Consider the following 26,293-nt stretch of genomic DNA (forward strand, 5'->3'; position numbering starts at 1 on the left):
TCTTAACGATAAATATCGATCGTATTGGTTTGGTTTTCGTTTAATTTGGCGCAAAGTGCTGCTTTCTTCAGGACAAGCGCACCTTGACGGTAGCGATTTTCCGCAAACTCAGTGGACATTTCTTCCCCGTTGATCAATACTTTCGGCGTACTTGCCGAATGATAGACGATTTCGACCGGCCGATCAAAGAGTCGATACGTCAGTGTCAACCCTGCTAGCTCCGCTGGCAAGACGGGATCAAGTTCAACGTGATCAACAAAGGTACGAATGCCTAACACATTGCTGATCAACTGATTCATATAGATCCCCGGTCCACTAGAATAGATGCGCCAGCCGCCTTTGACGCCGACTGCTGCCTCCTTAAGTTTACCAAAATTTTCTTGGGCTTCAACCCTTGTTTTGAAATCGCCATCAGAACTGCTGAAATACGCATTTGCTTGACGAATCTCCGCGTTTTCGACCCGTTGAGCGATCTGGATCGGATTGATGACCCCAAGCGCTTGCCAAGTCTCTTCTTCTCGACCTAATTTCGCCATCGCTTCGGTAAAGCGGATGTGGGCGTGAACGTACTGCAAACCGATTTCTCGTCCAAAGTTGGCTGCTTGTTCTGCACGCTTGAAATTGGTGCTGACACCACCCGCATAAGTCGCTGGACGATTCATCAAGCGCACCCCATCTGGAAATTGCAAATGCTCCTTGATGATCGCCACATGATGATCGGCTTGTTCGGGAGATAACAGCTCACCGATCATGCTTTGTTGCATCGGCAGCAAGCGGTATTGGATACCAGTTTTCTTGTCAGTCGGATGGACCATCAGTTCCACGTGCTCGCTATCTTCCATATAGACAAATCCTGGCAACGTGCCATCAGCTAACATGTATTTTTCAAAGTCGTGTTTGATGGCCTTAGACAGTTCTGTTAAATGTTTGGCATACTCTGGGTCAAATGCCTGCAACTGGCTGGCTAATTTTTTCAATACTTCATAGGTCAAGGCAACGGTCCAGCTGCTGGCCATTTGTTTCTTCAACTTACTGTTATTTGGCTGCAAGGTGTCATCCCAATCGCCATCGCCATAACAAGACAGGTACGTTCCTTCCAAGAAGTTCGCTTCGATATACGCCACTTCTTTTTTCAAATGATCAAACAATGAAGCTTTGGTCTTGGTTTTCAGGAAGGTCGCGCGATCCGTATAAGGCAGTTCTTTTTCCAAAATCGCGAAATCTTTGGTTTTTTCGAGATAGTCACTAACGACTTTCATCGGCCAGACGATCACATCTCCGTGGCTCTCATCGGCTTTTTGTTTCTCATAGCGATCAAACATAAACCATTGTGGCCAGTTGCCGTCATCTGCAAATTGATTTTCAAACAAATGCTCGATGATGGACGCCACCATTTCAGGACGATTAAGTGCTAAGAAATACTCAGTCGGTCCTTGGGAAACGTCTCGAGTCCCCCAAGCAGCACCACCGTACTGTTCAAGACCATGAGGAGACAGGTAATGAACAAGCATATTGTGGGTGTACCAACGTGCCAAGTGATTGAAGGATGTAACGTCCGCCTGCGAATGTTTCAATTCAAACTGATTCAACAAATCATCGACAAAGGCCGTATAGGCAGTGTCTTCTTGCTGGCGATCTAACGTTTCGGAAACAAAGGGTTCACCAGTCAGTGTGCCTTGGATCACGAAGGAAACCGTCGCCTGTTCTGCAAAGGTCAATACGGTCGTGCTATCAGCAGCGGCCACATTGAAGATTGCTTCATCGGTCAGTTCAAAAGGTTGAGCTGCATGGAGATAATACGTCAATTCTGGATAAGTTTCCGCAATCGGTGAATCCGCTGTTCCTTTGATGGTGAGCAATTGCTGGTCTTGCGTAACAGTAGCAGTCGGTGCGGCTTCATCGATCCCCATCACAAATTGATTGGTGATGGCCCAGGTGTAGGCACGTCCTGCTTCACTGGTGATGGTGGTTGCGATCGTGCGTCCGTTTGCTTTCGTGAAGGTCGTTACTTGGATGACATCATCCGCTGTTTTGTAGTACCACGTCGCCGAATTCAAGCCCATTTCAAAAGCAGATGGCATCGTTAAAATCCGCCATTGATCGCCGTCTTTCAGATAGATCCGCTGACCAGAACGTTTGAACAGATTCAATGAGTTGCGGCTATTACTCAACAATTTATTCATGTTCGTATTGCCTAATACGATTTGGGAGTTAAACATCCCCGTCATGTAAACAGTCGTGCTCAAAATGGGGTGATCGACGATCAACTCTTGTCCGCTCATCAAAATATGCCCATGGGAGCGTTCCATCTGTGCTTCTTTTTCCTTCAACACGACATGGTGATAGTCAGGGGTAAAAAAGGAATAAAGCTGCTTATCAACGATTTCCACTGCTTCTTGCTGCGGGAACCGCTCGTTGATTTCTTCTGTGGAAAATGTCAGCCCTGTGAGCGGTCGACCGAAGTTTTTTCGTGGCTGCGCCGTTGCTTGCAACGAGTCAAAGGACAAGGCTTGATAAGTTTCTTTCAGCGTTTCAAGCGCAAACTGCGGTTCATTGACTGCCGTCGCTTGATTGGCTTTGACCGCTGCGTAAAAAACGATTTCCGTAGGCGTCTCACTTACCGTCAACCATTGCGTTTGCAGTGCCGTATAGGCAAATTCGTATTGATACACTTCATTGGCTAACGTTTCTTGGCTAAGTGCAGCTGGTTGATTCTTTTCTTTGTAGCTGCGACCGAAAAATTGATAGCCATCCGTCGAGAAGCCTTTTAAGGCTTGGAAGCTGCCCTGTTCCACCAATGGAAATTGACCATTTTGTGGTTGATTTTGGCGCGAGGAAAGCACGATGCGATCCTTATCATGGCTAACATGATGGTCGATATATTGCGAAACATAGGCTTCATTGGATTGAACAGCACCTTTGGCGGCATTGCCAAGGTCTTGCCCGTAAACCAGTTCCGCTTCCCCAGAACCACTCAATTGAACCCGCCAGAACCAGCAATCTTGTGCCAATTGGAAATCAACTTGGTAATCGATGGACTGGTACGTCCCAGTCCAAGTCAGCTGTTTTTCTGAGTAGGCAAAGGCACTGTTAGCATTTGAACCGATCAAGGGAATAAAGGACAACTCCCCCGCCTCACGCAGACGTAGATAGATTTGATTCAAACTACCATCTAGCGCATTTCCGATCAACTGATTGATCATCACACCGTGACTTTGGATCTCATATAAATCACCGTTTGGTAAAAACGTCACGGTCGTATTTGCGTTATTCATCACTATTTTTTTCGTCATAGAAACCTTCCTATCTTACCTAACTAATTGCAGGGTTGTTTGTTGGGTGTCTCGGCTGTTCCCACCAATCATGATGTGGAATTTCCCTGGATCACTGCTTACTTGTTGGTTGCTGTGGACATAGCGCAGCAGTTCTTCCGTGATCTCAAATTGAACGGTTGCTGATTCGCCAGCCTCTAGCCAAATTTTCTTAAAGCCTTTCAGTTCTTTCACTGGGCGAACCACTTCACCGACTAAATCGCGAATGTAGCATTGGACCGTTTCCCAGACCGCTGCTGTTCCTTGGTTCGTAACAGTGATGGAAGCCGTGACCGTTTGATCTTTGGTCATAGTCGGCTGATCCAACGTCACCGCAGAATACGCAACTGGGCTATAACTCAAGCCAAACCCAAATGGATATTTGGCATAAATGGAGACATCCAAATATTTCGAGACATATTTTTCATCCGGTGCACTTTCATAAGGACGACCGGTATTGTCAACGTTGTAATACACAGGAACTTGTCCAACGGTTTCTGGGAATGACATGCTCAAGCGACCGCTTGGATTGTATTCTCCCCACAGGATCTGAGCAAGTGCGTTTCCGCCTTCGGTTCCAGGGAACCAAGCCTCGACGATCGCTTTGGCTGCATCCACACCTTGCAAATCAAGAGGACGACCGTTATAAAGTGTTACGATCAATTGCTCGTTGTATTCTTTTAAGGTTTCAACCAAGGATAATTGGGCTTGCGGCAAACGAATGTCGCTGCGGCTGGCAGCTTCACCGCTCATCCATTCCTGCTCTCCTAGTGCTAGGACCACTTTATCGGCTGCCTTCACTAATTCGATCGCTTCTTGGATCGCCGCTTCAGACGGTGCAAAATAATCAAAGGGCTCTTGACCGATCAACAGATCCGCACCCAAGGCTTGGGCACCCTCCACTAAAGTCACTACTTCTTCTTGTTTCCCTTGCCAAGACCAAGCCCCTAATAGATCACGGGAGTGAGCACCTGGGCCTACGATTGCGACTTTTTCGGTTTTCTGCAACGGCAGGACACCTTCATTTTTCAACAACACCATTGATTTCTTTGCGATATCGCTGGCGATCTCTCGGTGTTCTTGAGACAAAACAGTGGCTGCTTCAGCGGCTTCATCAGCGCCGCGGTATGGATTTTCAAATAGCCCCAGCTCATTTTTTAAGGTCAAGATTCTTAGCACCGCTTCATCGACTAAGGCTTCCTCAACGGTGCCTTCTGCGATCAACTCTTTCAAGTTATCGGTGTAGCAAGTCGTCATCATCTCGATATCGACCCCAGCTTTGATGGCTAGTTCAGCGGCATGTTTTTCATCCTCCGCTGCACCATGAGCGATCACTTCTTTGATTGCTGCCCAGTCAGAGATCACAACGCCTTCAAACCCGAATTCTTCTCGCAAAACATCGCGGAAAAGCCAGCGATTGGCCGTTGCTGGAATGCCGTCTACCGTATTAAAGGAGGTCATCACCAGCTTGGCACCAGCATCAAGGGCTGCTTTATAGCCTGGCAAATAACTTTCTCGCAGTTGGCGTTCTGACATATTGACCGTGTTGTAATCGCGACCACCGATAGCCGCACCGTAAGCCGCAAAATGTTTGACGCAAGCAGCCACGCGGTTGAAATCCGTTCGCAGATCATCCCCTTGATAGCCTTTGACGAAGGCTTCAGCGAAGCGACTGTTCAAGTAAGGATCTTCCCCCGTCGATTCCATGACACGGCCCCAGCGTGGGTCTCTTACTAAGTCCACCATCGGTGAAAAGGTCACATGCAAGCCAGAAACAGCTGCTTCTTTGGCAGATACTTCCGCCATTTTCTCCGCTGCTGCCAAATCCCATGAACTACCTAATCCTAATGGAATCGGGAAAATCGTCCGAAAGCCGTGAATGATGTCCGCCATCAATATCGTCGGGATATTCAAGCGGTTATTGGCGATATACTCTTTTTGGACGCGGATCGCTTCTTTTGCACCAGAAACACCTAGCGTTGTTCCCGCATTGTTGATGTTTTCTTGTGTCAGTCCTAAGTCGCCCATCGGACCTGTTTTCTCTTCTGCTTTATCTGAATAAAAAGCCGCTGCCAGTTGCAGCAACTGATCGATTTTTTCATCTAAGGTCATTTCTGAAAGTAGTTCGGTTAATTTCTGCTGTTCCATTTTTATTCATCCTTTGCTTTCTTCAAATTGGACTTCTGCTTCTAAAGGAAAATGATCGGAGGGAAAACGACGATCACAAGAATCCGTTAGACAGGCGGTTTTGACCACCGTGAAGCCTTTCGTATAGATATAATCAATTTCTTCTAGTTCTTGCCATGGTAACGTATAAATAAAATTTTGATAGGAGCCTTTTGGCCCATGATGCGGCTTTTGTCCATGTTCTTTGGCATTTTGAAAATGCTGCTCTAAGTACCGATGCACCCGCTCCGTTGGCTCCGCATTCAAGTCGCCCATCAGCAATACAGGATAGCGTTCGATCTGATCTGCCAGCTGCTCAAGGATCACTTTCATCCCTTCAAAACGAGCCATTTCTGAAATATTATCTAAATGAGTCGTGATAGCAAGAAACGGCGGATTCTTTTTTTCCTGCAAGACTGCCCAAACACATAAGCGTGAATACGCAGCTTCTGGATGAATACTTGGTTCAGTCGGTGTCAATGACAACCAAAACGAACCTGAATCTAATAACTCGAAAGCCTCTTTTTGATAATACAGTCCGATGCCTTCGCCTAAGCCATCACCGTCACGTTCAGCCGTGACGGAAGCATACTGCGCTAACTTTGCTAAATCCGCAAATTGGCTGGGACGAGCTTCTTGGATCGCCAGAACATCCCAGTCGTAGTAATCGATCAAGGAGCAGACCGCCTCCGATCGATAGTGCCATTGCCATTCTTGGTCATAGTCGGTATCGACTCGTAGATTGTAGGTTGCTGCTTTCATCTGCATTCATTTCCTTTGAGTAATTTTGTGATTTGCTGCATTTCACGACGGATTTGTTTCGCTTCGCCGCCACCATGCCCTTTATTTAAGTAAATACGCAATTCTTTCGGTCCAGGAATCTTTTTATAGGAAACGAAGAAATCTTCCATGGGACAGATGGGATCAGCACTGCCGACCGATGTATAAACAGGACCAGTTATCTGATGAGCAAAATACTTCAAATCAAAATAACTCATGACTTGATAGATCGTTTCCCGCGTTTCTGGAAATTGTTCAATATACTCTTGAATCACCTGGTAACTTCCTGTTTTTTGTTCGATCCGATGGACAAGATTGGAGTGGCTTGGGACATCGGCAAACGTCGCAAAAATCGGGACGTTCGTTAATGCGTTGACCAATAAGGCGATGCCGCCTCCTTGTGAGCCGCCTCTTAAAATAATGCGCTGCGGATCGATTTCCGGTATCTGTTGAAGGACTTCTAGTGTGCGCAAACTATCTGCGACCAATCGCTTCATATAAAAATCTTCTTTTTTCAAGATGCCGCGTCCAAAAGGTGCTTCATGCTGCGTGGTCTCATAGGGAACCTGATCTTGCGTGCGTCCCCCTTGTCCGCGATTGTCGATGACAAGACAGCCGCAGCCGATCAATAACCAATGAGCAAATTGGAACGGTTCTTGCACATGATTCATATAGCCTAAAAAATCAATCACGATTGGACAATCTGCCGCTTGTTCTGGCAGCAGCAGATGCCCATAGATCGTTTCATTACCAAGACTTTGAAAAGAAATCGTAAAACAATCGATCCCTTTCAGCAAAGGCGCTTGTTTGGTTCTTTCAAAGGCTAGCGGAAGGGTGTCAAGTTCTTGTTGGACCGAAGCCCAAAAACAGGATCGATCCGTCGCTGTGGATTCAGTCATTTGTCTCTTCCCCCTTCGCTAATACTTTATTGAAAAACAACACTTGGACAAAGGCTGAGCCTGAGATCCCTAAACAAACAAATAAGAATAGGTTCACTTTGCTGCACAATACAAAGACAATGATTGGGACCACCAATAAAATGATCGCATTCGCCGTACTGCTAAGAACCGCATAGGCCGTTTCTTTTGCTGTTTCTTGCAATGATTGGGCAAACAAGCTGTACAAGAGAACGAACACGACGAGATACAGCGCAGCCAAGCTAACGAGGATCACGGCTAAAACGCCAAAGTAAGGTGTAATCATCATCAAGGAATAGATCAACCCAGCAAAGACTGCGACATACGCAATAATAAGACCTTCTAAGAAGAGCCCACGTTTGAGATTGCTTAAGAATGCTTGCTTGTATCGCTGCCAAATCGGGACATCCCGTTCCTTGTACAATTGATCGATCGTCTGATACAGCGCGATCAATGCTGGTCCTGCGAGAATCAGCGTCATTGCTGGAATCATAAAGAGAAAACTAACAATGATCATATCTGCTAAAAAAGCAAAGACCCGATAGTACCATCCTTCATAAGAAAATAGTCGATTCATTATGATCCTCCAATCAAAACTTGCTGATTTGTGCTGCGGGTGCTACGTAAACTTGTTTCTTGCCTTCTTGTGAATTTGGGTCGTTTCTCAACGTACAGTTTTCTGGGTTGCAGGTTGCAGCTTGCATGTCTCACTACGTGAGCCAATTGCAGTGATTCTTTGTACGGTCACTACGCTCCCTGCAGTCGCCTAGTACTTTGAAACATCAGATTTTGCGCAAAGTACGCGCAAAACCTGTGTTTCAAAGCAAAGGAGAGGAAAGGTCTTTTTTTTGGCTTCCTTTCCTCTCCTATGGGGGTTATTTTAGTCGTTCGCGGTTTTCGGCCATTTTTTCAGTTTTAATGTCTTTGATTGCATCCCAGTTGTTTGAATCTAAGAAGCTTTCAAAGTCGGTTAGTGTGCTGTCAAATGTTCCTTCATCTTTTGAACGGATCAATGAGATGATCGTGCTGTTGATTTTGGTTTTGATGGCTGTGTTTGAACGTGCTTCAGCAGTTCCAGCATCTGGATCCGTATTTTCGATCACAAAGTGTGGATACAATTTGCCTTCGCCCCACTCTTGCATTTGAGTCAACGCATTTTCGGTTTTGACTTTCATTGCATTGACACGGTCATTATTAAAGTAGTTGAAACGGCTGATACCATATTTTTTGTTGTAGCCTTCGTTGTCGGTTTGTTCCATTTCTTTGATTTCTGGCAAGTAATCGATTTTGCCTTCATCGTTGTATTCATACGTCACGCCTTCAACACCGAATTTTGTCAAAATTTGTCCTGGTTCATCGATCAAGTACGTGAAGAGTTGGGTTACTTTTGCTGGATCCGCCGCATCTTTTGTGATGTAGTTGATCAACCAGCCAGAGATTCCTGTTTGGTTCAAGGTTGCTTCACGACCAGACGTGCTGGCAGGGCCATCGATTGCGATGTAGCGTGTGTCAGAGTTTTTCATGAATTCAGTGAAGTTCCCACCTTGTCCGCTCGTTCCTGCGACTAAGATCGTTGCATAGTCCCCTTGTTTTACTTTTTCATCATAGGTTGGACCGTCATCGGTAAAGCTGTCATCACTGATGTTGCCGTCACGATACACTTGATTGAAGGTTTTCAACCATGAGATATATTCTTCATCTAAATTACGGTCGTAGAACGCACCATCTTCATCTTCTAATGGAACACCTAAGAAATCTTGCAATTTATCTAAGAATGGTCCTGCTGTTTCGCCGATCGTTGTGAAGCCCATTGGTGTCAAATCAGGGAATTTCTCGCTGATTTCTTTCATGACTTTCACATAGTTTTCTGGAGTTGAAACATCTGGTTTGCCTAATGCTTCATAGACATCTTCACGGATCACAAAGTTGTCGTTGACGGGAATATTGCCGCTTTCGTAGTCTGCTGCTGTGTTGGAATAGTTTGGATAGCCATAAGTTTTGCCATCATCTAAAGCAAACCATTTGAAGGTATCTTCGGTCACGACATTCATCAAATACGGATCGTATTGTTCCGCTAAATCGTTCAATGAGTATGCCCAGCTATCAGCTTTTGTGGCTGCTTGACTGGTTTTATCCATCAACGTCACGATATCAGGCATATCACCACTTGAAATCAAAGCGTTTAATTTCGAATCATCCCCTGAAATAAATTCAATATCAATGTTCAAATCTTTTTTGATTTGGGCTGTCGTCACATCTTCACCAAATGGCAAAGCTGTCCAGTCTGAATTGATGTACCATGTGATCTTGGTTGGTTCTTCTTTGGTATCGAGTTTCCATGCTGGTGTCTTTTCATCTAACTCATACCGATCTTTGATAGAAAAATCCGAACTGCTGGCATTGTCTGAGCTGCCGCCACATGCTGCTAAGCTGAGTAATGCTGATGCTGCCAATAAACCGCCTACTACTTTTTTCATGTCTATCCCTCTTTCTATTCTTTTACTGCACCGGCCATCATACCGCCGATAAAGTGTTTTTGAAGCAATGGATATATAATTAAAATTGGCACTGTCGTGATGACGATCGTAGCCAACTGAACCCCACGGGTCGTTGCTTGGACGATAAAGTCGGTACTACCGCTTTCAGTCATCGTACTCAAGTTGGATTGGACGATGATTTCATAAATCTTCATTTGCAGCGGATAGAGATACTCTTTTGTGATATACAGTTTTGTCGTCATAAAATCGTTCCATTGGCCAACCCCGTTGAACAAGATGATGGTTGCCAAGGCCGGTTTCGTTAATGGTAAGAAGATTTTATAGAAGATTTGGAATTCACTTGCACCGTCGATCTTCGCAGATTCTTCGAGTGAAGGCGGAATCTCACGGAAAAAGTTCATTAAAATTACGACATCATAGTAGCTGAACAAGGCTGGAATAATGTAGACCCAGAAAGAATCCAGTAATCCTAGCGAGCGAATCAGCAAGTATGTTGGAATCATCCCACCACTGAAGTACATGGTGATGACCCCCATCGTTGTATAGATGTTGCGGCCGACCAAGCGTGATTTACTCAATCCGTAAGCCACGATCGCACAAAACAAGGTATGGGTCGCAGCCCCAAGAACCGTTTTTAACACTGAGATCAAGAAGGCACGGGGGATACTTGCGTCGGAAAAAACTTTCCGATAGTTTTCCCAGGTAAAGCCTTTGGGCCATAACACGAGGCCGTTGCCCGCTAATCCAGAACTAGAAGACACGGAGGAAACCAAGATATTCCAAATCGGTACGATGATCATCAATGAGAATAAAATCAAGATCACGGTATTGAAGAAGTAAAACCACGTGTTTTCTTTTGCTTTTCTTTTGATCATGTTTTTTCCTCCTATAAGATAACTGAATTGCCGTTGTTCAACTTGCGGGTCACTCGATCCGTGATCACCAATAAGATGACGGAAATGACCGCGATCCCCAAGCCGACAGCAGTTGCATAAGAGAAATCACCTTGCGTCAACCCCATTTTATAAACGAAGGAGTTGATGACTTCTGAACGGTTTTGGTTCTGTGAATTCATTAAAACTAATGTTTGATCTAGGTTTGACCCTAAGATACCGCTCACATTCAGAATCAAGTTTAAGGAGATGATCGGTGTCAGTAATGGCAATGTGATCGAACGAATCTGTCTTAGCTTGCTGGCACCATCGATTCGTGCGGCTTCATAAAACGTTGGATCGATCCGCGACATACCTGCCAAGTAAAGGATCGTTCCCCAGCCGACTTCTTTCCATAGATCAGAAAGGACCGCGATCCACCAATATTTGCTTGGATCCAACAGATGATTGACCCCTTTGTCCATCAATCCTACGGACATCAGCACTTGGTTGATAAAGCCGTTCGTTGACAGCCAAGAAATCATCATCCCACCTAGCACGATCCATGAGAAAAAATGGGGAATGTATGAAACCGTTTGAATAAATTTCTTCAAGCGGCCATCTTGCATTTCAAAAATCATAATGGCTAACACAATCGGGATCGCAAAACCTAAACCTAATTTCAATAAGCTGATGGCTAACGTATTTCTAACCGCTTCCCAGAAAAAACTGTCATTCATAATGATACGGAAATTCTCTAACCCGACCCATGGTGCTGATGAAATCGTGTCAATCACCGTATAGTTTTTGAAAGCGATTATAATTCCGTAGATCGGAATATAATTAAATACGATCATAAATGCCACGCCGGGAAAAACCATCCAGTGAAGCTGCCGTTGACTATAAAACTTTTGCAGTTTACTCATACACAAAATCTCCTTCTTTCTATCCTCGCAACACTACCTATATCTCCACATTTTGGTGAAACGTTTCTACAAAAAGATTATATCCGCTGCCAACCGAAAATGCAAGCCTTTCCAATTATTTTTTTCAGCTTTTCTTTTTTCACAAATTTTGTTGGGTTCCTCACAAATAAAAAGCTTTCATAACAGCTTTTTCAGAAGAAATCCTTTTTCAAAATATTTCCTTCTAATCAAATTTCACAAACGCTGTATTTTTTCAACATCGATTGATTCTCAGAAATCATTAAAAAATAAAAAGAAACGTTTCACCAAAAGCACAAAAAAGCAGCAATTATCGTTGATTGCTGCTTCGTTCTATTCACTTCTTTGCGGATAGCCAAAATGGTCATAGGCTAACGGCGTTGCGATCCGCCCACGCGAGGTGCGTTTCAAAAATCCTTTTTGGATCAAAAACGGTTCGTACATATCTTCCACTGTTTCGGTTTCTTCCCCGATATTGACAGCGATCGTACTTAATCCCACCGGGCCGCCTTGATACAATTCGATCATCGTGCGGATCAATTTCTGATCGATATAATCCAAGCCAGCATGATCGACTGCCAAAAGCGCCAATGCCTGATCAGCAACGGCGCGATCGATCAAGCCATCCGCTTGCACTTGCGCATAATCGCGAACTCGTTTAAGCAACCGGTTGGCGATCCGTGGAGTGCCTCGGGATCGGCGGGCGATTTCGATCGCCCCTTCTTCCACGATATCCGTTTCAAAAATCGACGCAGTCCGCTGCACGATCTCTTTTAAATCATGGTCTTCATAATATTGCATATGAGAAATGATCCCGAAGCGATCCCGTAGCGGCGCCGAGAGCATCCCCGCCCGCGTCGTTGCGCCGACTAAGGTAAATGGCGGGAGTGGAAAATGAACCGGGTGAGCCGTTGTCCCTTGCCCCACCATGATATCTACATAAAAATCTTCCATTGCCGAATAAAGCATTTCTTCGGCGACACGAGGCAAGCGATGGATCTCATCGATAAACAGAACATCCCCTGGCTGTAGCTCATTCAAGATCGCAATCAAATCCCCTGGTTTTTCGATCGCAGGACCGCTGGTCGTCTTGATTTGGACCTGCATCTCGTTGGCGATCACCATTGCCATCGTTGTTTTCCCTAAGCCTGGCGGACCATATAAGAGGACATGATCCAACGCTTCTTCTCGATTTTTCGCCGCTTGGATATAAATCGAAAGCTCCTGCTTGACTTTGTCTTGTCCGATATATTGGGCAAGGGTTTGCGGACGCAAGGATTTTTCGATGATCTCTTCTTGTTCAGTGCTTTCTGGCGAAACAATTCGTTCATCCATCGTCTACTTGCTCCTTACTTTTTCATCATCAATCGGAGAGCTTCCCGCAAGTACTCATCCGTCGATTTTGTGGTATTCGCCGCTAATTGTTTTTCGGCTTTCTTGACTTCTTTTTCGCTATAACCCAATGCTTTCAAGGCTTCCATTGCTTCATCTAAAGCAGTCGTTGCTACGCTTAGAGGAACGATCGCTTCTTCTCCAACCAGTTCAGCCACTTTGCCTTTCAAGTCTAGGATCATTTGCTGCGCCGTCTTTTTACCGACACCTGGGAACTTAGTCAAATAATTGACGTCCCCATTTTCGACTGCCGTGATCAACCCTGTATGGTCTTCATTGGCCATGATTGCTAACGCACTCTTTGGTCCAATACCTGAGACACTGATCAATTTTAAAAACAACTGCTTGCCTTCGATCGTGGCAAAGCCGTAGAGACTATGAGCATCTTCACGAATCACTTGGTGCAGATAGATTTTTACTTCTTGGTTCAACTTGCCGCTAAATGAATACGGATTGCCAAAAGCGATCTGATAGCCGATGCCATGGGTCTCAACGACGATATACGCCGGAAAGATATCCGTTACTTTTCCTATGATATATTCGTACATGTGCTTTCCTTTCTGTACATATGTTCCCTTTATTGTAGCACAGACGAGAGGGCAAAAAAAGGACTGTGAACGAAGGAAAAGGCTTAGCAGGAAACAAACGGAGGAAAAACCGTTGTTTCAGTCGCATTTTTTCAAACGAGACATGCTGCTGCGTCTTTTTTTCGCACACAGTTCCTAATACTTACTCAACGAGTGATTTGAATTCGCCATAGCCTTTTTCATCCATTTCTGCTAAAGGGATGAACTTCAATGCTGCCGAGTTGATACAATAGCGCAAACCGCCTTTGTCCTGAGGACCGTCTGAAAAAACATGTCCTAAATGAGAGTCAGCTTCTTTACTGCGGACTTCTACCCGATGCATGCCGTGAGAAAAATCGGCTTTTTCTTGAATATCTTGGCGACTGATCGGTTTCGAAAAGGACGGCCAGCCACAACCTGCGTCATATTTATCAGTAGAAGCAAACAATGGTTCTCCGTTGACGATATCAACATAGATCCCTTTTTCATAAAAATCATCATACTCGCCAGTAAAGGGGCGTTCGGTTGCATTTTCTTGGGTCACCGCATATTCGATTGGCGACAATTTTTCTTTTAATTCTTTTTTATCTGTCATTTTTTCACCTGCTTTTCCTCTAGACTCATCCTGTATGCTCTATCATGCCTTTTTTCTTAGCGAATGTAAAATGACTTGCTCAAATTGTTTAAGGGTTTTGTAGCTTTTGCCAACGAGTCGTTGGTTCCGCAAAATGGTAGAAATGCGGTTGATCTTTTGTATAGATTTCTTCGCTTAAGACAGCTTCTGGCATGTTGCCAAACAACCCAGCCGCAAAAAAATAGGTGTGTGCTTCTTTGAGGTAAAAGAACAGGCTCGAGCCGCATTGACTGCAAAATCCTCGCTGTGCCCACTCAGAAGAATCGTAACGTCGCAGCCACTTCGCTCCTTGAAGAGTCATCTGGTCCTCAGCGCATGGCGCAAGAGCAAACATCGGTCCGCCGTGAAATTTTTGACAGAGACTACAATGACAAACCGTGATTTCTTTCGCAACTCCCGTCAAGTTGATCGTGACTTTGCCGCAAAGACAACTACCAGAAACATCCATCCTTATTCCTCCTCCGTAAACTCTTGCAACAACTGATAGACCGTAGCGACAGGAAATCCTACGATCGTATAAAAATCGCCGTTTATCGATGAGACAAATATTTTGGCTGCCCCTTGGATCCCATAGGCGCCCGCTTTGTCTTGGTACTCATCTAAGGCAAGATACTTGTCGATCTCTTGATCCGTCAAAGGACGAAACACAACTTCCGTCGAAACCACTGCTTGGCGTTGCTGTTTGCCTTTTTGCAAAACGACGGCGGTATGCACCCAATGGGTACGTCCGCTCATTTTTCGCAACATCGACAGAGCATCTTTACGGTCGACTGGCTTTCCTAAGATTTCTTCACCCACCACGACCGTCGTGTCGCTCGCGATCACCAGATCTTCAGGATAGGTTTGCGCAATAGCCGCCGCTTTTTTTGCTGCCATCCGTTGGACATAAGGGATCGCAGCTTCGTTTGGTCGGACCGACTCGTCGATATCTGCTGGTATGACCGCAAATTCCGAGACTAACTCTGCTAGTAATTCTTTGCGCCGCGGCGACTGTGAAGCCAAAATAATCATTCCATGCCACTCCTTGCTCGATGAGGATCTTGAATCCGTTTGAACATCCGCTCCATGTCGCTGTTGGTGAAATGGATCAGCACCGGACGACCATGGGGACAGTTGAAGGGATTCTCGCATTTCGCTAAATCTTGCAACAAGATCCTAGCTTGTGCTTCATTCAAATAGTGATTGGCTTTGATGGATCGTTTGCAGCTCATCATGATCGCGGTTGCTTCACGAAACTTTTTGACACTGACACTTCCTGTCGTCAATAACATATCGATCATTTCGCGGATGATGGCTTCTTCTTCACCGCTAGGGTACCAAGTCGGGTGCGCTCGGACGATGAAACTATTGGTCCCAAAAGATTCCAGATGGATCCCGACTTCTGCCAGCTTGTCGCTTTGTTCTTGTAATTGCAGTGCATCGCTGTTGGGATAATCCAAAACGATCGGCACCAACAATTCTTGCAGGTCATTGGTCACTTCGCCGATTTTTTCGCGGTAATACTCGTATTTGATTCGTTCTTGCGCCGCATGCTGGTCGACGATATATAGCCCCGCCTCGCTTTGGGCAAACAAATAGGTCCCATGCATCTGCCCAAAATAATCCAATTGGGGAAAACGCTCCTTCGCTGGTTCTTCTTCCAGCAACCGTTCGACCGTTTTTAGGTAGTTGCGGTCATCCCCATGCATTTCAGGATGCAGAGTCGCTTGACTTTGCAGATCCTGCGCCGTAAGCTCTGGCGTCTCATCTGGGAGAAAGACTGGCGCTTCTGGCAGCGACGCTTTTGTTTCCGTCTGGCCTTCCACAAATGGTTTTCGGACAGGCTTATTTGGCAGCGTCTCTTCCAAACTGCGAAAGGTTTCCTCGGTTTCTTCCAACAGGTTGTCGCTAGATTCCTGTGGCATTTCTGGAAGTTTTCCACCTTCCTCCACAGGTTTTTCCACAGAGTTATCCACAGTCTGTTGATAAGTGTTGCCCTGCACCTCAAATTTCCCTGTTTCGCGATTATAAGACAACCCAGAAGTCGAATTTCCTGCTGACTCCAGTTCCAAGCCAAGCTGCTGGGCTTTTGGCTGATCGGCCACTTTTTTCTTGAAACGCAGATTGTCAGCGGCGTTAGGAATCAAATTGATTTCCCGCAGCGCCTCATTGATGGCTTTACTGATTAGCTTGGTCAGTTCTTCTTCTTTTGACAAACGAACTTCTTGCTTAGTCGGATGAACGTTGACATCGACTAATAAGGGGTCCATTTTGATTTCAAGGACAGCTAATGGAAAACGACCGACCATCAATTTTGATCCGTAACCAGCAACGATCGCTTTATTCAAAGCAAAATTGCGAATATAACGACCATTGATGATCGTGGATAAATAGTTGCGGCTGGCTCGGGTGACTTCTGGCAGTGACACAAAGCCAGTGACTTTAAAGTCGAGGTCCTCAGTATCGATCGCGATCATTTTTTTGGCGGTTTCCACCCCGTAGATCCCTGCGATGGTTTGTTTTAACTGCCCACTTCCAGTGGTGCTCAACATCTTATTGCCTTCATGAACGAGACGAAAAGCCACTTCTGGGTGGCTCAGGGCGATCCGATTGACGATATCGCCGATGTTCGCTAGTTCCGTTTGCAGCGTCTTGACATATTTCAAACGTGCCGGTGTATTGTAAAAGAGGTTTTCCACAGTGATCTTGGTTCCTTGCCGCAAGTTGGCAGGCAGATGCTCTTCAACAGCGCCGCCTTTTAAGCGCACAAAGGAGCCTTGTTGGGCGCCTTTGACTGCCGTTTCAATCGAGAGGATCGAAACCGAAGCGATACTAGGCAAAGCCTCCCCGCGAAACCCGAGGGTACGTATTCGAAACAAGTCATCCCGATTGTGGATTTTGCTGGTGGCGTGGCGTTTAAAGGCAGTCAAGACATCCTCTTCTGCAATTCCTTCGCCATTATCGATGACTTGGATTTTACGCAAGCCCGCTTCTTCAATAAAAATATCGATTTGGGTACTGCCGGCATCCACGGCGTTTTCAACTAATTCTTTGACGACAGAAGCCGGTCGCTCAACGACTTCTCCTGCCGCGATTTGGTTCGCCAGACGTTCGGATAACTCTTGGATCTTTCCCATCTGCTGACCTTCTTTCTAAATTCGTTTTTGCAGCTCGTACAATGTATTCAGAGCGTCCATCGGGGTCATTTCCAACAGATTCAATTTCTTCAACTGATCGATGACGCCGATTTCTTCCGTAGATACTTCACTAAACAACGACAACTGCTGACTTTCTTCGACGACGGGTTTTGGCTGTACCGTCGGTTCATGTTCTTCCAGCGCTTTTAAGATCGTGGCTGCGCGCTGTAAGAGTGCACTTGGCAGTCCAGCGATTTTGGCTACATGGATCCCATAGCTTTTATCTGCGGGCCCTTCCATCATCTTATGCAAGAAGACGACTTCGCCTTCTTTTTCAACGGCACCAACATGGACATTGCGCAAGTGCGCCAATTCCTCATCTAACACCGTCAGCTCATGATAATGGGTGGAGAAAAGTGTTTTGGCATGAACTTCTTTGTGGATATATTCAATGATAGCTTGTGCCAATGCCATGCCATCATAGGTCGCAGTCCCACGCCCTAACTCATCAAACAAAATCAAGCTGTTAGGCGTTGCATGACGCAGCGCTTGGTTGGCTTCCATCATCTCCACCATAAACGTGCTTTGACCGGCGATCAGGTCATCGCTGGCACCGATGCGAGTAAAGATCCGATCAAAAATCGGCATCTCTGCAGATTGTGCGGGTACGAAACAGCCGATCTGCGCCATAATGACTAGCAAGGCAAACTGCCGCATGTACGTACTTTTCCCAGACATATTTGGTCCTGTGATCAACAAGATCTCTGTTTCTTCATCCATCACGATACTATTCGGAATGTACTCTTGGTGACCAAGGACTTTTTCCACTACAGGATGACGGCCGTCGATGATCGATACCGCTCGTTTTTTCGCTACTGTCGGCCGCACGTATTGGTAGCGTTCCGAAACTGTGGCGAAACTTTGTAAGACATCGACCGCACTGACGGCTTTGGCTAACTTTTGCAGACGGGTGATACTCTTTTTCACTTCTTCACGGACGTCAAGAAACAGGCGGTATTCCAAATCCACCGATTTCTCTTCGGCTTCTAAAATCAAAGTCTCCAGTTTTTTCAACTCGGGGGAAATAAACCGTTCCGCATTGGCTAACGTTTGCTTGCGCTCGTAGCGAGAGGTATCTAAATTCACTAGATTGGCTTTCGTGATCTCAATGTAATAGCCAAAGACGCGGTTGAACCCAACTTTCAGGTTTTTGACTCCCGTCGCTTGGCGTTCGTTGGCTTCTAATTCCGCCAGCCATTGCTTGCCGTTACGCATCGCTGTACGGTATTCATCTAATTGTTGATGGAACCCGTCTTTGATGATGTTGCCTTCCGTGATCTGTAACGGGGCATCTTCATCGATCGCAGCTTCGATCAGTGCAACCAAATCATCTAAGGGCGTTAATTCCAGCAGCAAGTCATTCCACTCGCCACGGTTGATGCCTTGCAGCAATTGCGCGATCAGAGGCACTTGCTCCAAAGAAGATTTCAACTGCAGCAAATCGCGGCCATTGACATTTCCGAAGGCGACCCGTCCGACTAAGCGTTCCATGTCATAGACTTTCGTCAACGCTTCTTGCAGATCTGCTCGCTCAAAGAAACTGTCCAGTAACGATTGGACCATTTCTTGGCGGGCAGTGATTTTCTTTGGCTGGATCAAGGGACGGTCTAACCATTGCTTTAACAAACGGCCACCCATTGCGGTTTTTGTCTCGTCCAACAACCACAAAAGAGTCCCTTGTTTTTTGCCAGTTCGAATCGACTGCGTCAATTCTAAGTTGAATTTGGAATAATGATCCATTTTCAAGGCATGATCGGGCTGATATTCCACGGCTTGTTGAATATGCGCTAAACTGCGTTTTTGGGTGATCGCCAAATAACTTAGCAACTTCCCTGTGACTACTTTTTCTAACTCTTGGGAGAGAGGTTCTGTTAAAAATTGAAATTCGGCATTTTCTTCCAACGTTTCTTGCTTAGAAAACACGACATTCAAGCGATTGGTCAGTGTTGTTTGCAATGACTCAGGGATCTCGCTGCACAAAACGACTTCTTTCGTTTGCAGAGCGGCGGCCTCATTGACGACAGCTTCTTCATCTTCCAATTGCGCTGCTTTTAATTCACCGGTACTTAGATCGACATAGGCAAAGCCAAAACGCTCCCCTTGCTGCAAAACAGCTGTCAAAAAGTTGTTTTCTTTGGCGGATAGGCCTTTGCTGTCCATCACCGTTCCCGGCGTGATCAGTTGAACGACTTCGCGTTTGACCATTCCTTTGGTGGTTTTTGGATCTTCCACTTGCTCACAAATCGCTACTTTGTAGCCTTGCTCGATCAAGGTGTCGATGTAATTGCTGGCAGCGTGGTAAGGCACCCCACACATAGGGATCGGTTCCTCCGCATTTTTGTTGCGGCTGGTTAACGTCAGTTCTAAAATTTGTGCTGCCTTGACAGCATCCTCATTAAATAATTCATAGAAATCCCCTAAACGATAGAATAAAAAAGCATCTTGGTACTGAGCCTTGATGCTTAAATACTGTTCCATCATCGGGGTATTTTTAGTTTTTTGAGGCATTGGTTTCATCCTCCTCGATGGCTTTATTCATTTTCTTTTGGATCTCCGTCGTGACATATTGCAGCAATTCATCTGCTTGCAGTAACGCTTGGCGATAAGCAACCACTAAAGGATGCTGCTCGTATTCGTTTGTCAATGACGCATAACGCTGCTCGGCAGCTTTTTTTGCTTCGGGTTTCTCATAATGCTCAAATTGAACGATTTCTTTTTGCGCTTGCTTCAACGCTTCTTCCAGCTCCAATAGCCCTTGGTTTTGCAAGGCTCGTGCTTGAATTTCTTGAAATTCTTGAACGATCGGATGATCAGACAAGAGCCTTTGCAAAGCAGCCAGCTCTTGGGCAACGTGTGGTTCCTTGGCTAATTGCTCTTCCATGCTTCTCCTATTCTGTAAACGGGCGATCTTCACTGATTTGGATCGGACGGATCGATTTTGCTTTACCAGTGGCTTCATCAATCTCAAGCAAGCAAGCCGACAAAATACTGCGGCCTTTTTCAATCACTTCAAACCGTTGCGGCAACGCCGTCAAAAATTTTTCAATGACTGGTTCGCGTTTCATCCCCAAGATCCCATCATAAGGACCAGTCATGCCGACATCTGACAAATAAGCCGTTCCTTGGGGCAAAATCCGCGCATCATTGGTCTGGACGTGGGTATGCGTGCCGACGACTGCCGAAACACGGCCATCCAAATACCAGCCCATCGCTTGTTTTTCGCTGGTGGTCTCCCCATGAAAATCCACAAAGATAAACGGTGTGCGTTTGCGGGCAATCGCAACCAGTTCATCCATTTTGCGAAACGGATCATCAAGGTCTACCATGAACGAGCGAGCTTGCATGTTGATTACCGCTAATTCAATGGTGTTGACTTTCACAAATACCATGCCGACGCCCGGTGTTCCCTCTGGAAAATTGGCTGGACGAATCATTTTCTTCGCATCGCCAATAAATTCAAAAATGTCACGGTTGTCCCATGTATGATTGCCTAGTGTCACGACATCGACACCATCTTGCAAAAATTTCTTATAGATTTTACCAGTGATCCCACGACCCGCCGCCGCATTCTCGCCGTTTGCGATCGTCACCTGTGGCCGATACGCCTTTTTTAATTTTGGAAGGTACTCCGTGATCGTTTCTCTTCCTAATGAACCAACTACATCTCCAATGAATAATACCCGCACACATTTTTCCTCTTCTCTTTTAGCTTCTTTTCTATTATAAGGGTTTTGGTCCAGAAAAAAAAGGTTCTTTCACTTGCGGTTCTTCCCTGCAGCAGAACAAAAAAACACGCTAGACTCTTTCGCATCAGTCTAGCGTGTCGCTTAATTCTCTTAGGAAACAGTGGTGTCCTCTTGTCCTACATGTTCTACGATCGCCACGATCAAATCACGGGCTTTTTCCATCGCTTCCACGGTAATAAATTCATACTGGCCATGGAAGTTTTCACCGCCGACAAATAAGTTCGGTGTTGGGATCCCTTTATAGGTGATTTTCGAGCCATCGGTCCCGCCACGAAACGGTGCTTCGATCGGCGTCACGCCAATCGCTTGCATCCCTGCTCGGGCAGCTTCGATACTGCGGGGATCTTTCTTGATCAAATCCCCCATATTGTAATATTGATCATACAGCGTATAGGTGATACGTTCTTGCCCATAGGCTGTGTTCAGTTCATCAATGATCCCCACGATGTTGGCTTTTCGCTGTTCAAAAAGCGTATGATCGTGATCACGAATGATATAAGAAACTTCTGCTCGACCAATATGTCCCGTCAAATTGTGCAGCAGGTAGAAGCCTTCATACCCGCGGGTGCGTTCAGGAACTTCCTCTGCTGGTAAGGCATCATCGATTTGATGCGCGATTTTCAAGGCGTTGACCAAACGACCATAGGCAGTCCCAGGATGCACACTCGTACCGTCGATCGTTATATCGATACGAGCCGCATTAAAAGTTTCATACTCCATATGGCCCACGCGACCACTGTCCATCGTGTAAGCAAATGCTACTGGAAAATCCGCCGCATCAAAGCGATCAGCGCCAGTCCCGATCTCTTCGTCCGGACCAAAAGCGACCCAGACATCGCCACGCTTATGCGCATCCATCGTTTGTAAGATCCGCAGCGCATCAATGATCTCTGCGATACCAGCTTTATCATCTGCACCCAGCAGGGTCGTTCCATCCGTTGTGATCAACGTTTCGCCGACATAGTCTTTGAGATTAGGAAATTCAGCAGTTGTCATATAAATGGCTTTTTCTTTATTTAAACAAACATCCTTGCCATCGTAATTTTCATGGATCTGCGGTTGAATATTTTCAGCTTCGAAATCTGCCGTATCTACATGGGCAATAAAGCCGATCGCCGTTTTTTCAGGATTACCAGGTAGACGTCCGATCACAAAACTATTCTTTTCATAGTAAGCAACATCCGCTAATCCCATCTCGATCAACTGATCTTTCAATAAAAGAGCCAACTCAACTTGTCCCTGCGTCGTTGGGATGGTCTGACTCGTGGCATCCGAGCGAGTATTCATTTTTGCATAGGTCAAAAAATCCTTTAAGATTGCTTTCAATTCTGCACGTCCTTTTTCTTCAATTCTTCTACTATCTTTATAACGACAGGGGACGATTGTCCGTTTCGTGGATCACTTGTCGAAAATCAGCAAAGCCAGCTGCTAAGCCGCGCAGCAAGATCTCTGCCGTTCCCATATTGGTGGCTAAAGGAATCTCGTACACGTCTGACAAGCGAATCAATGCCGTTACATCTGGTTCATGGGGTTGTGCGGCTAAAGGATCGCGCAAAAAGATCACCATGTCCAAGTCATCTTGCGAAATCATGGCGCCAATTTGCTGGTCTCCTCCCAGCGGCCCTGATTTGTAGCGGTGGACAGGCAACTGGGTTGCTTCTTCGATCCTCTTCCCCGTAGTTCCTGTTGCGAAAAGTTCATGCTGCGCTAAAATTTCTCGATAGGCAGTCACTAATTTTACCATTACATCCTTTTTTCGATCATGAGCAATCAATGCGATTTTCATTTGCTGCATTCCCCCTTTTTTCTATTGTACCAATTTATTTTCTTTGCGACCGAGAAAAAACAAAAAAACATAGCACAGATGCCGCAAATCGACTGTGCTATGTCTAAAGGATTCCTTTTTAAATCAGTTGTAATTCTTTCAAGGCTAACCAGATGCCATCTTCATCATTGCTAGCGGTCACCATATCTGCGACTTGTTGGATCTCAGGGACCGCATTGCCCATTGCCACACCGACACCTGCGGCAGTCAGCATTTCACGATCGTTTTGGCCATCACCAAAACAGATCACATCTTCTTGTGCTATCCCTAATTGTTCTGCGACACACAAGATCGTTGCTGCTTTGGAGCCTTCTTTTGGAACGACATCCACACTGTTTTCATGCCAACGTACAAAACGCAGTTTGCTGTATTTCTCGTCAAAAAAATGCTCATACTCTTTTCCGTAAAAAGCCAATGCTTGATAGACTTCTTTTTCTTCAGGAAAGTCCATGTCCAGCTCAGGAAGTTGGGCACCAAAGGAATGCATCGCTGCTTCCATTTTAGCAATATCCAACGAAGACGCTCGTTTCGCTGTATCCATCCCGACAAAGGCCGTATCGATCCCAAGCTCTTGGGCTTCTGCCACGAAAGCAGCCAATTGCGTTTCATCGAGCAAATTTTTATACACCTGCTGATGCGAAAGAAAGGCGGCTGCCCCATTACATAAAATGTAATTATCAAAGGACAATGAACGAATAATGTCTTGGGCGTGAAAACGACTGCGCCCAGTGGCAACGGTCACGAAATGGCCAGCATCTCGCAGAAGGTCAAGGGCTTTTAGCGTACTGTCTAGTGGCTGTTTGTTCGAGTCAAGCAAGGTTCCATCAATATCAAAGGCAAAGAATTTCCGATTCATAAAAGGTTAAGGCTCGCTTTCTATTAAGAAGTAACTAAGATTTTGGTCTTGGTTGCGGTCATTTTTACAAAAAACAGCAAGAAAAACCGTACATACTTATTCTTAACACAAATGACCGCTGATTTCAACGCTCCGTTAAGGGATGATAGCTTCTTCCTAGAGAAATGTTAGAGAAAAGAAAAAAAGAAGCATCGCTGCTTCTTTTTGTAGGTTCTGATTAGTCGACATAGGTCGATTTTGAGTTGTTCAACCATGCATAGCCAAGTCCCATGACCAAGCCACCGCCGATATAGTTACCAATAAAGGCAAAAACTAAATTATGGATCACACTGCCGACAGTCATGCCTGCCAAGTGTCCCCCTGAAGCCCAGAAAGCTAAGGTAAACGCTGGGAAGTTAGCGATGACGTGTTCGAAGCCTAAGAAAGCAAAGATGAAGATGATGAAAATGATTGCTGCGACTTTTCCAGCATCGTCTTTCATCCGCATGCTTACCAACACGGCTGTGTTTACCACGATATTAGCGAACATCGCTTCCACTAAAATTTGGATAGTGGATTTTTCTAATTTTGCAGTGATCGAGGTCAGCATAAAGTTGTCTGCGGTCAGCCCTTGAAAAGGTCCGGTTAGCGCAACGATCGAGCCGAAGATCACCCCGCCGATCAAGTTGAATAAGACACACGTAAGCAAAATTTTCAATGCCAAAGGAATACTTAGACGTTTACGGTAAACCCCAACAGTCATATACAACATATTCGATGTTCCTAATTCTGCGTTCATATAAAGAATCATGACTAAAGACCAGCTAAACATAAATGCATACAAAATTTTTCCTAACCCGTGAACCATTGATTCACCTTTCATAGCGATCGCAAAAGCAATAGCTGTTCCGAGGGTCAAGAATAAACAAGCCATCATCGCACGTACAGCGTAACGCAAATAACTACTCTTGATCAAATCGATTTTCTTTTCTATGGATGAATCGATCTTCTCAAATAATGGGGATACTGGATTCATTTTTCTACTCCTTTTATGAAAAATTTTACTTCGTTATAATTTGCACAATACTTCCATATTCTAATGACGAAATGCTGATTTGTAAAGAGATATTTGAAAATATAAGTAATTAATGAAAAATTTCAAGCTTTGTTTTCATCAAATCCAAAGCCAGCTCCATCTTGACTTTTGCCCCTAGTTTGTCGTATACTATTCCTTGTGTAAAATAATGCAGCAGGAAAATAACAGCTCGTCACCAGTTCGTTGCCCCTCGGGTGCAATTGCGTAACCGCGGCTGCAAAGGTGAAGATTGAAGAACGAACTGCACGAATGTGAATTTTTCAACGGATTATTTTACTCCAAACTATTTTATTGGAGGAACTAAATTATGTCTCGTTATACAGGACCATCATGGAAAATTTCTCGTCGTTTAGGAATTTCTTTATCAGAAACTGGAAAAGAATTGGCACGTCGCCCTTACGCTCCAGGTCAACACGGACCAAACAGCCGTGGCAAAAAATCAGAATACGGCATGCAATTAACTGAAAAACAAAAATTGCGTCATATGTATGGCATGAACGAACGTCAATTCCGTACATTGTTTATCAAAGCAAGCAAAATCAAAGAAGGTAAACACGGTGTTAACTTCATGATCTTGCTAGAACAACGCTTAGATAACGTTGTTTACCGTCTAGGTTTAGCAACTACTCGTCGTCAAGCACGTCAATTAGTAAACCACGGTCACGTTTTAGTTGATGGCAAACGCGTTGATATCCCTTCATACCACGTTGAAGTTGGACAAGTCATCAGCGTTCGTGAAAAATCACAAAACATCTCAACAATCAAAGAAGCAGTTGAAGCAACAGCTGGCCGCGCGTCATTTGTAAGCTTTGATAGCGAAAAATTAGAAGGTTCATTAACTCGTTTACCTGAGCGTGATGAATTGTCTGCAGAAGTTGACGAAGCACTAGTCGTTGAATTCTACAACCAAAAACTTTAAGATTTCAACCGACACGATTCCTTTTGGGAATCGTGTTTTTTTGTGGACTCAACGGATTTACGGATCCCTTTAAGAAGACCCTTAAAAAATACCAAAAAAACCGACAATGATACATCGCTGTATTCATTTGCCGGTTTTGTTCCTATTTTAGATAAAGTTCGCAACAGATTCGCCTTCTTCTTGCTTTTGGCGATAATTAAACATGAGCAGCTCTGTTTGACGTCGTTTGAAAATGATCTTTCGTAAGTTTCGTGGCACGAATTTACGAATGTCTTCTTCATTGTATCCCACTTGGAGCTTGTTCTCATCTAAGATAATTGGTCGTTTCAATAAGTTCGGGTATTTTTCGATCAATGAAAGCAGCTCCTCTAGCTTCAACTCTTCTAAATCAATGTCTAGCTTTTGGTACACTTTCGAACGAGTAGATATAATGTCTTCCGTTCCATTTTTCGTTAAAGAAAGAATCTCCATTAGTTCATCACTATTTAATGGATCGCTAAAAATGTTTCTCTCTTTAAATGGTAGTTCATTTTCGGTCAACCATGCACGGGCTTTACGACATGACGTACAGCTGGGTGTTGTATATAGTGATATCATTTGTTCATTCTTCCTTTCT

At 45.1% G+C, this 26,293-nt stretch carries 23 protein-coding genes; 1 reads left to right on the top strand and 22 read right to left on the bottom strand.

The features are described from left to right. Positions 1–2: 2 nt before the first annotated feature. From IGJ15_RS14265 to IGJ15_RS14365, 21 genes are all read right to left on the bottom strand, one after another. Positions 3–3,293, bottom strand: a complete 3,291-nt coding sequence (locus IGJ15_RS14265; RefSeq protein ID WP_430599172.1) for a GH36-type glycosyl hydrolase domain-containing protein — start codon at positions 3,291–3,293, stop codon at positions 3–5. A gap of 15 nt (positions 3,294–3,308) precedes the next feature. Beyond that, positions 3,309–5,459 (bottom strand): glycoside hydrolase family 3 N-terminal domain-containing protein, encoded by a 2,151-nt coding sequence (locus tag IGJ15_RS14270; RefSeq protein WP_010748654.1) that lies wholly within the window; start codon positions 5,457–5,459, stop codon positions 3,309–3,311. A gap of 6 nt (positions 5,460–5,465) precedes the next feature. Beyond that, positions 5,466–6,245 carry an endonuclease/exonuclease/phosphatase family protein gene (locus IGJ15_RS14275; RefSeq protein ID WP_010748653.1) on the bottom strand — a complete coding sequence of 260 codons (780 nt, stop codon included), beginning with the start codon at positions 6,243–6,245 and terminating at the stop codon, positions 5,466–5,468. Further along, complete coding sequence (locus IGJ15_RS14280; RefSeq protein WP_010748652.1) at positions 6,236–7,156, bottom strand: acetylxylan esterase; 921 nt, start codon at positions 7,154–7,156, stop codon at positions 6,236–6,238. Before IGJ15_RS14280 ends, IGJ15_RS14275 begins: the two co-directional genes overlap by 10 nt. Then, positions 7,149–7,751: a DUF624 domain-containing protein gene (locus IGJ15_RS14285; protein ID WP_010748651.1), complete on the bottom strand. Its 603-nt coding sequence runs from the start codon at positions 7,749–7,751 to the stop codon at positions 7,149–7,151. The genes IGJ15_RS14280 and IGJ15_RS14285 overlap by 8 nt, the downstream gene beginning before the upstream one ends. Before the next feature lie 298 nt (positions 7,752–8,049). Further along, positions 8,050–9,651 (bottom strand): sugar ABC transporter substrate-binding protein, encoded by a 1,602-nt coding sequence (locus IGJ15_RS14290; protein WP_010748650.1) that lies wholly within the window; start codon positions 9,649–9,651, stop codon positions 8,050–8,052. Between the two features lie 14 nt (positions 9,652–9,665). Continuing rightward, on the bottom strand, positions 9,666–10,547 hold the full coding sequence (locus IGJ15_RS14295; RefSeq protein ID WP_005227173.1) for a carbohydrate ABC transporter permease: 882 nt from the start codon (positions 10,545–10,547) through the stop codon (positions 9,666–9,668). Positions 10,548–10,558: 11 nt separating this feature from the next. Beyond that, complete coding sequence (locus IGJ15_RS14300) at positions 10,559–11,470, bottom strand: ABC transporter permease (RefSeq protein WP_005232388.1); 912 nt, start codon at positions 11,468–11,470, stop codon at positions 10,559–10,561. A 351-nt stretch (positions 11,471–11,821) separates the two neighbouring features. Further along, on the bottom strand, positions 11,822–12,823 hold the full coding sequence (ruvB, locus tag IGJ15_RS14305; protein WP_010748648.1) for a Holliday junction branch migration DNA helicase RuvB: 1,002 nt from the start codon (positions 12,821–12,823) through the stop codon (positions 11,822–11,824). A 14-nt stretch (positions 12,824–12,837) separates the two neighbouring features. Further along, positions 12,838–13,428, bottom strand: a complete 591-nt coding sequence (gene ruvA, locus IGJ15_RS14310) for a Holliday junction branch migration protein RuvA (RefSeq protein ID WP_005232405.1) — start codon at positions 13,426–13,428, stop codon at positions 12,838–12,840. Positions 13,429–13,609: 181 nt separating this feature from the next. Further along, the gene (gene msrB, locus IGJ15_RS14315) at positions 13,610–14,041 is read right to left on the bottom strand and encodes a peptide-methionine (R)-S-oxide reductase MsrB (protein WP_008376288.1); all 432 of its coding nucleotides are present in this window, start codon (positions 14,039–14,041) and stop codon (positions 13,610–13,612) included. A gap of 88 nt (positions 14,042–14,129) precedes the next feature. Further along, a complete protein-coding gene (locus tag IGJ15_RS14320; RefSeq protein WP_010748647.1) occupies positions 14,130–14,528 on the bottom strand; it encodes a GFA family protein in 399 nt (132 codons plus the stop codon). A gap of 2 nt (positions 14,529–14,530) precedes the next feature. Next, positions 14,531–15,091: a Maf family protein gene (locus IGJ15_RS14325; protein WP_010748646.1), complete on the bottom strand. Its 561-nt coding sequence runs from the start codon at positions 15,089–15,091 to the stop codon at positions 14,531–14,533. Beyond that, the gene (mutL, locus tag IGJ15_RS14330) at positions 15,088–17,196 is read right to left on the bottom strand and encodes a DNA mismatch repair endonuclease MutL (RefSeq protein WP_010748645.1); all 2,109 of its coding nucleotides are present in this window, start codon (positions 17,194–17,196) and stop codon (positions 15,088–15,090) included. Before mutL ends, IGJ15_RS14325 begins: the two co-directional genes overlap by 4 nt. 15 nt (positions 17,197–17,211) lie before the next feature. Further along, entirely contained in the window at positions 17,212–19,764 is a 2,553-nt protein-coding gene (gene mutS / locus IGJ15_RS14335; protein ID WP_010748644.1) for a DNA mismatch repair protein MutS, read from the bottom strand. Beyond that, positions 19,748–20,137 carry a YlbF family regulator gene (locus tag IGJ15_RS14340; protein WP_010748643.1) on the bottom strand — a complete coding sequence of 130 codons (390 nt, stop codon included), beginning with the start codon at positions 20,135–20,137 and terminating at the stop codon, positions 19,748–19,750. Before IGJ15_RS14340 ends, mutS begins: the two co-directional genes overlap by 17 nt. 7 nt (positions 20,138–20,144) lie before the next feature. Next, positions 20,145–20,942 (bottom strand): TIGR00282 family metallophosphoesterase, encoded by a 798-nt coding sequence (locus tag IGJ15_RS14345; protein WP_010748642.1) that lies wholly within the window; start codon positions 20,940–20,942, stop codon positions 20,145–20,147. A gap of 150 nt (positions 20,943–21,092) precedes the next feature. Then, positions 21,093–22,328, bottom strand: a complete 1,236-nt coding sequence (gene pepT, locus IGJ15_RS14350) for a peptidase T (protein WP_005227162.1) — start codon at positions 22,326–22,328, stop codon at positions 21,093–21,095. 37 nt (positions 22,329–22,365) lie between these two features. Further along, positions 22,366–22,788 (bottom strand): methylglyoxal synthase, encoded by a 423-nt coding sequence (locus tag IGJ15_RS14355; protein WP_008376307.1) that lies wholly within the window; start codon positions 22,786–22,788, stop codon positions 22,366–22,368. Positions 22,789–22,906: 118 nt separating this feature from the next. Next, complete coding sequence (locus IGJ15_RS14360; RefSeq protein WP_005227160.1) at positions 22,907–23,683, bottom strand: Cof-type HAD-IIB family hydrolase; 777 nt, start codon at positions 23,681–23,683, stop codon at positions 22,907–22,909. Between the two features lie 217 nt (positions 23,684–23,900). After that, the gene (locus tag IGJ15_RS14365) at positions 23,901–24,698 is read right to left on the bottom strand and encodes a formate/nitrite transporter family protein (RefSeq protein WP_005227159.1); all 798 of its coding nucleotides are present in this window, start codon (positions 24,696–24,698) and stop codon (positions 23,901–23,903) included. Positions 24,699–25,065: 367 nt separating this feature from the next. On the opposite strand from IGJ15_RS14365, the gene rpsD reads away from it, so the two are divergent. Further along, positions 25,066–25,677, top strand: coding sequence for a 30S ribosomal protein S4 (rpsD, locus tag IGJ15_RS14370; RefSeq protein ID WP_005227158.1), 612 nt, complete (start codon positions 25,066–25,068; stop codon positions 25,675–25,677). A gap of 147 nt (positions 25,678–25,824) precedes the next feature. On the opposite strand, the gene spx is transcribed toward rpsD, so the two are convergent. Next, positions 25,825–26,274 carry a transcriptional regulator Spx gene (gene spx, locus IGJ15_RS14375; RefSeq protein ID WP_010748641.1) on the bottom strand — a complete coding sequence of 150 codons (450 nt, stop codon included), beginning with the start codon at positions 26,272–26,274 and terminating at the stop codon, positions 25,825–25,827. Positions 26,275–26,293 lie beyond the last annotated feature (19 nt).

The organism is Enterococcus sp. AZ079 (assembly GCF_050547255.1).
Lineage (GTDB): Bacteria > Bacillota > Bacilli > Lactobacillales > Enterococcaceae > Enterococcus_D > Enterococcus_D casseliflavus.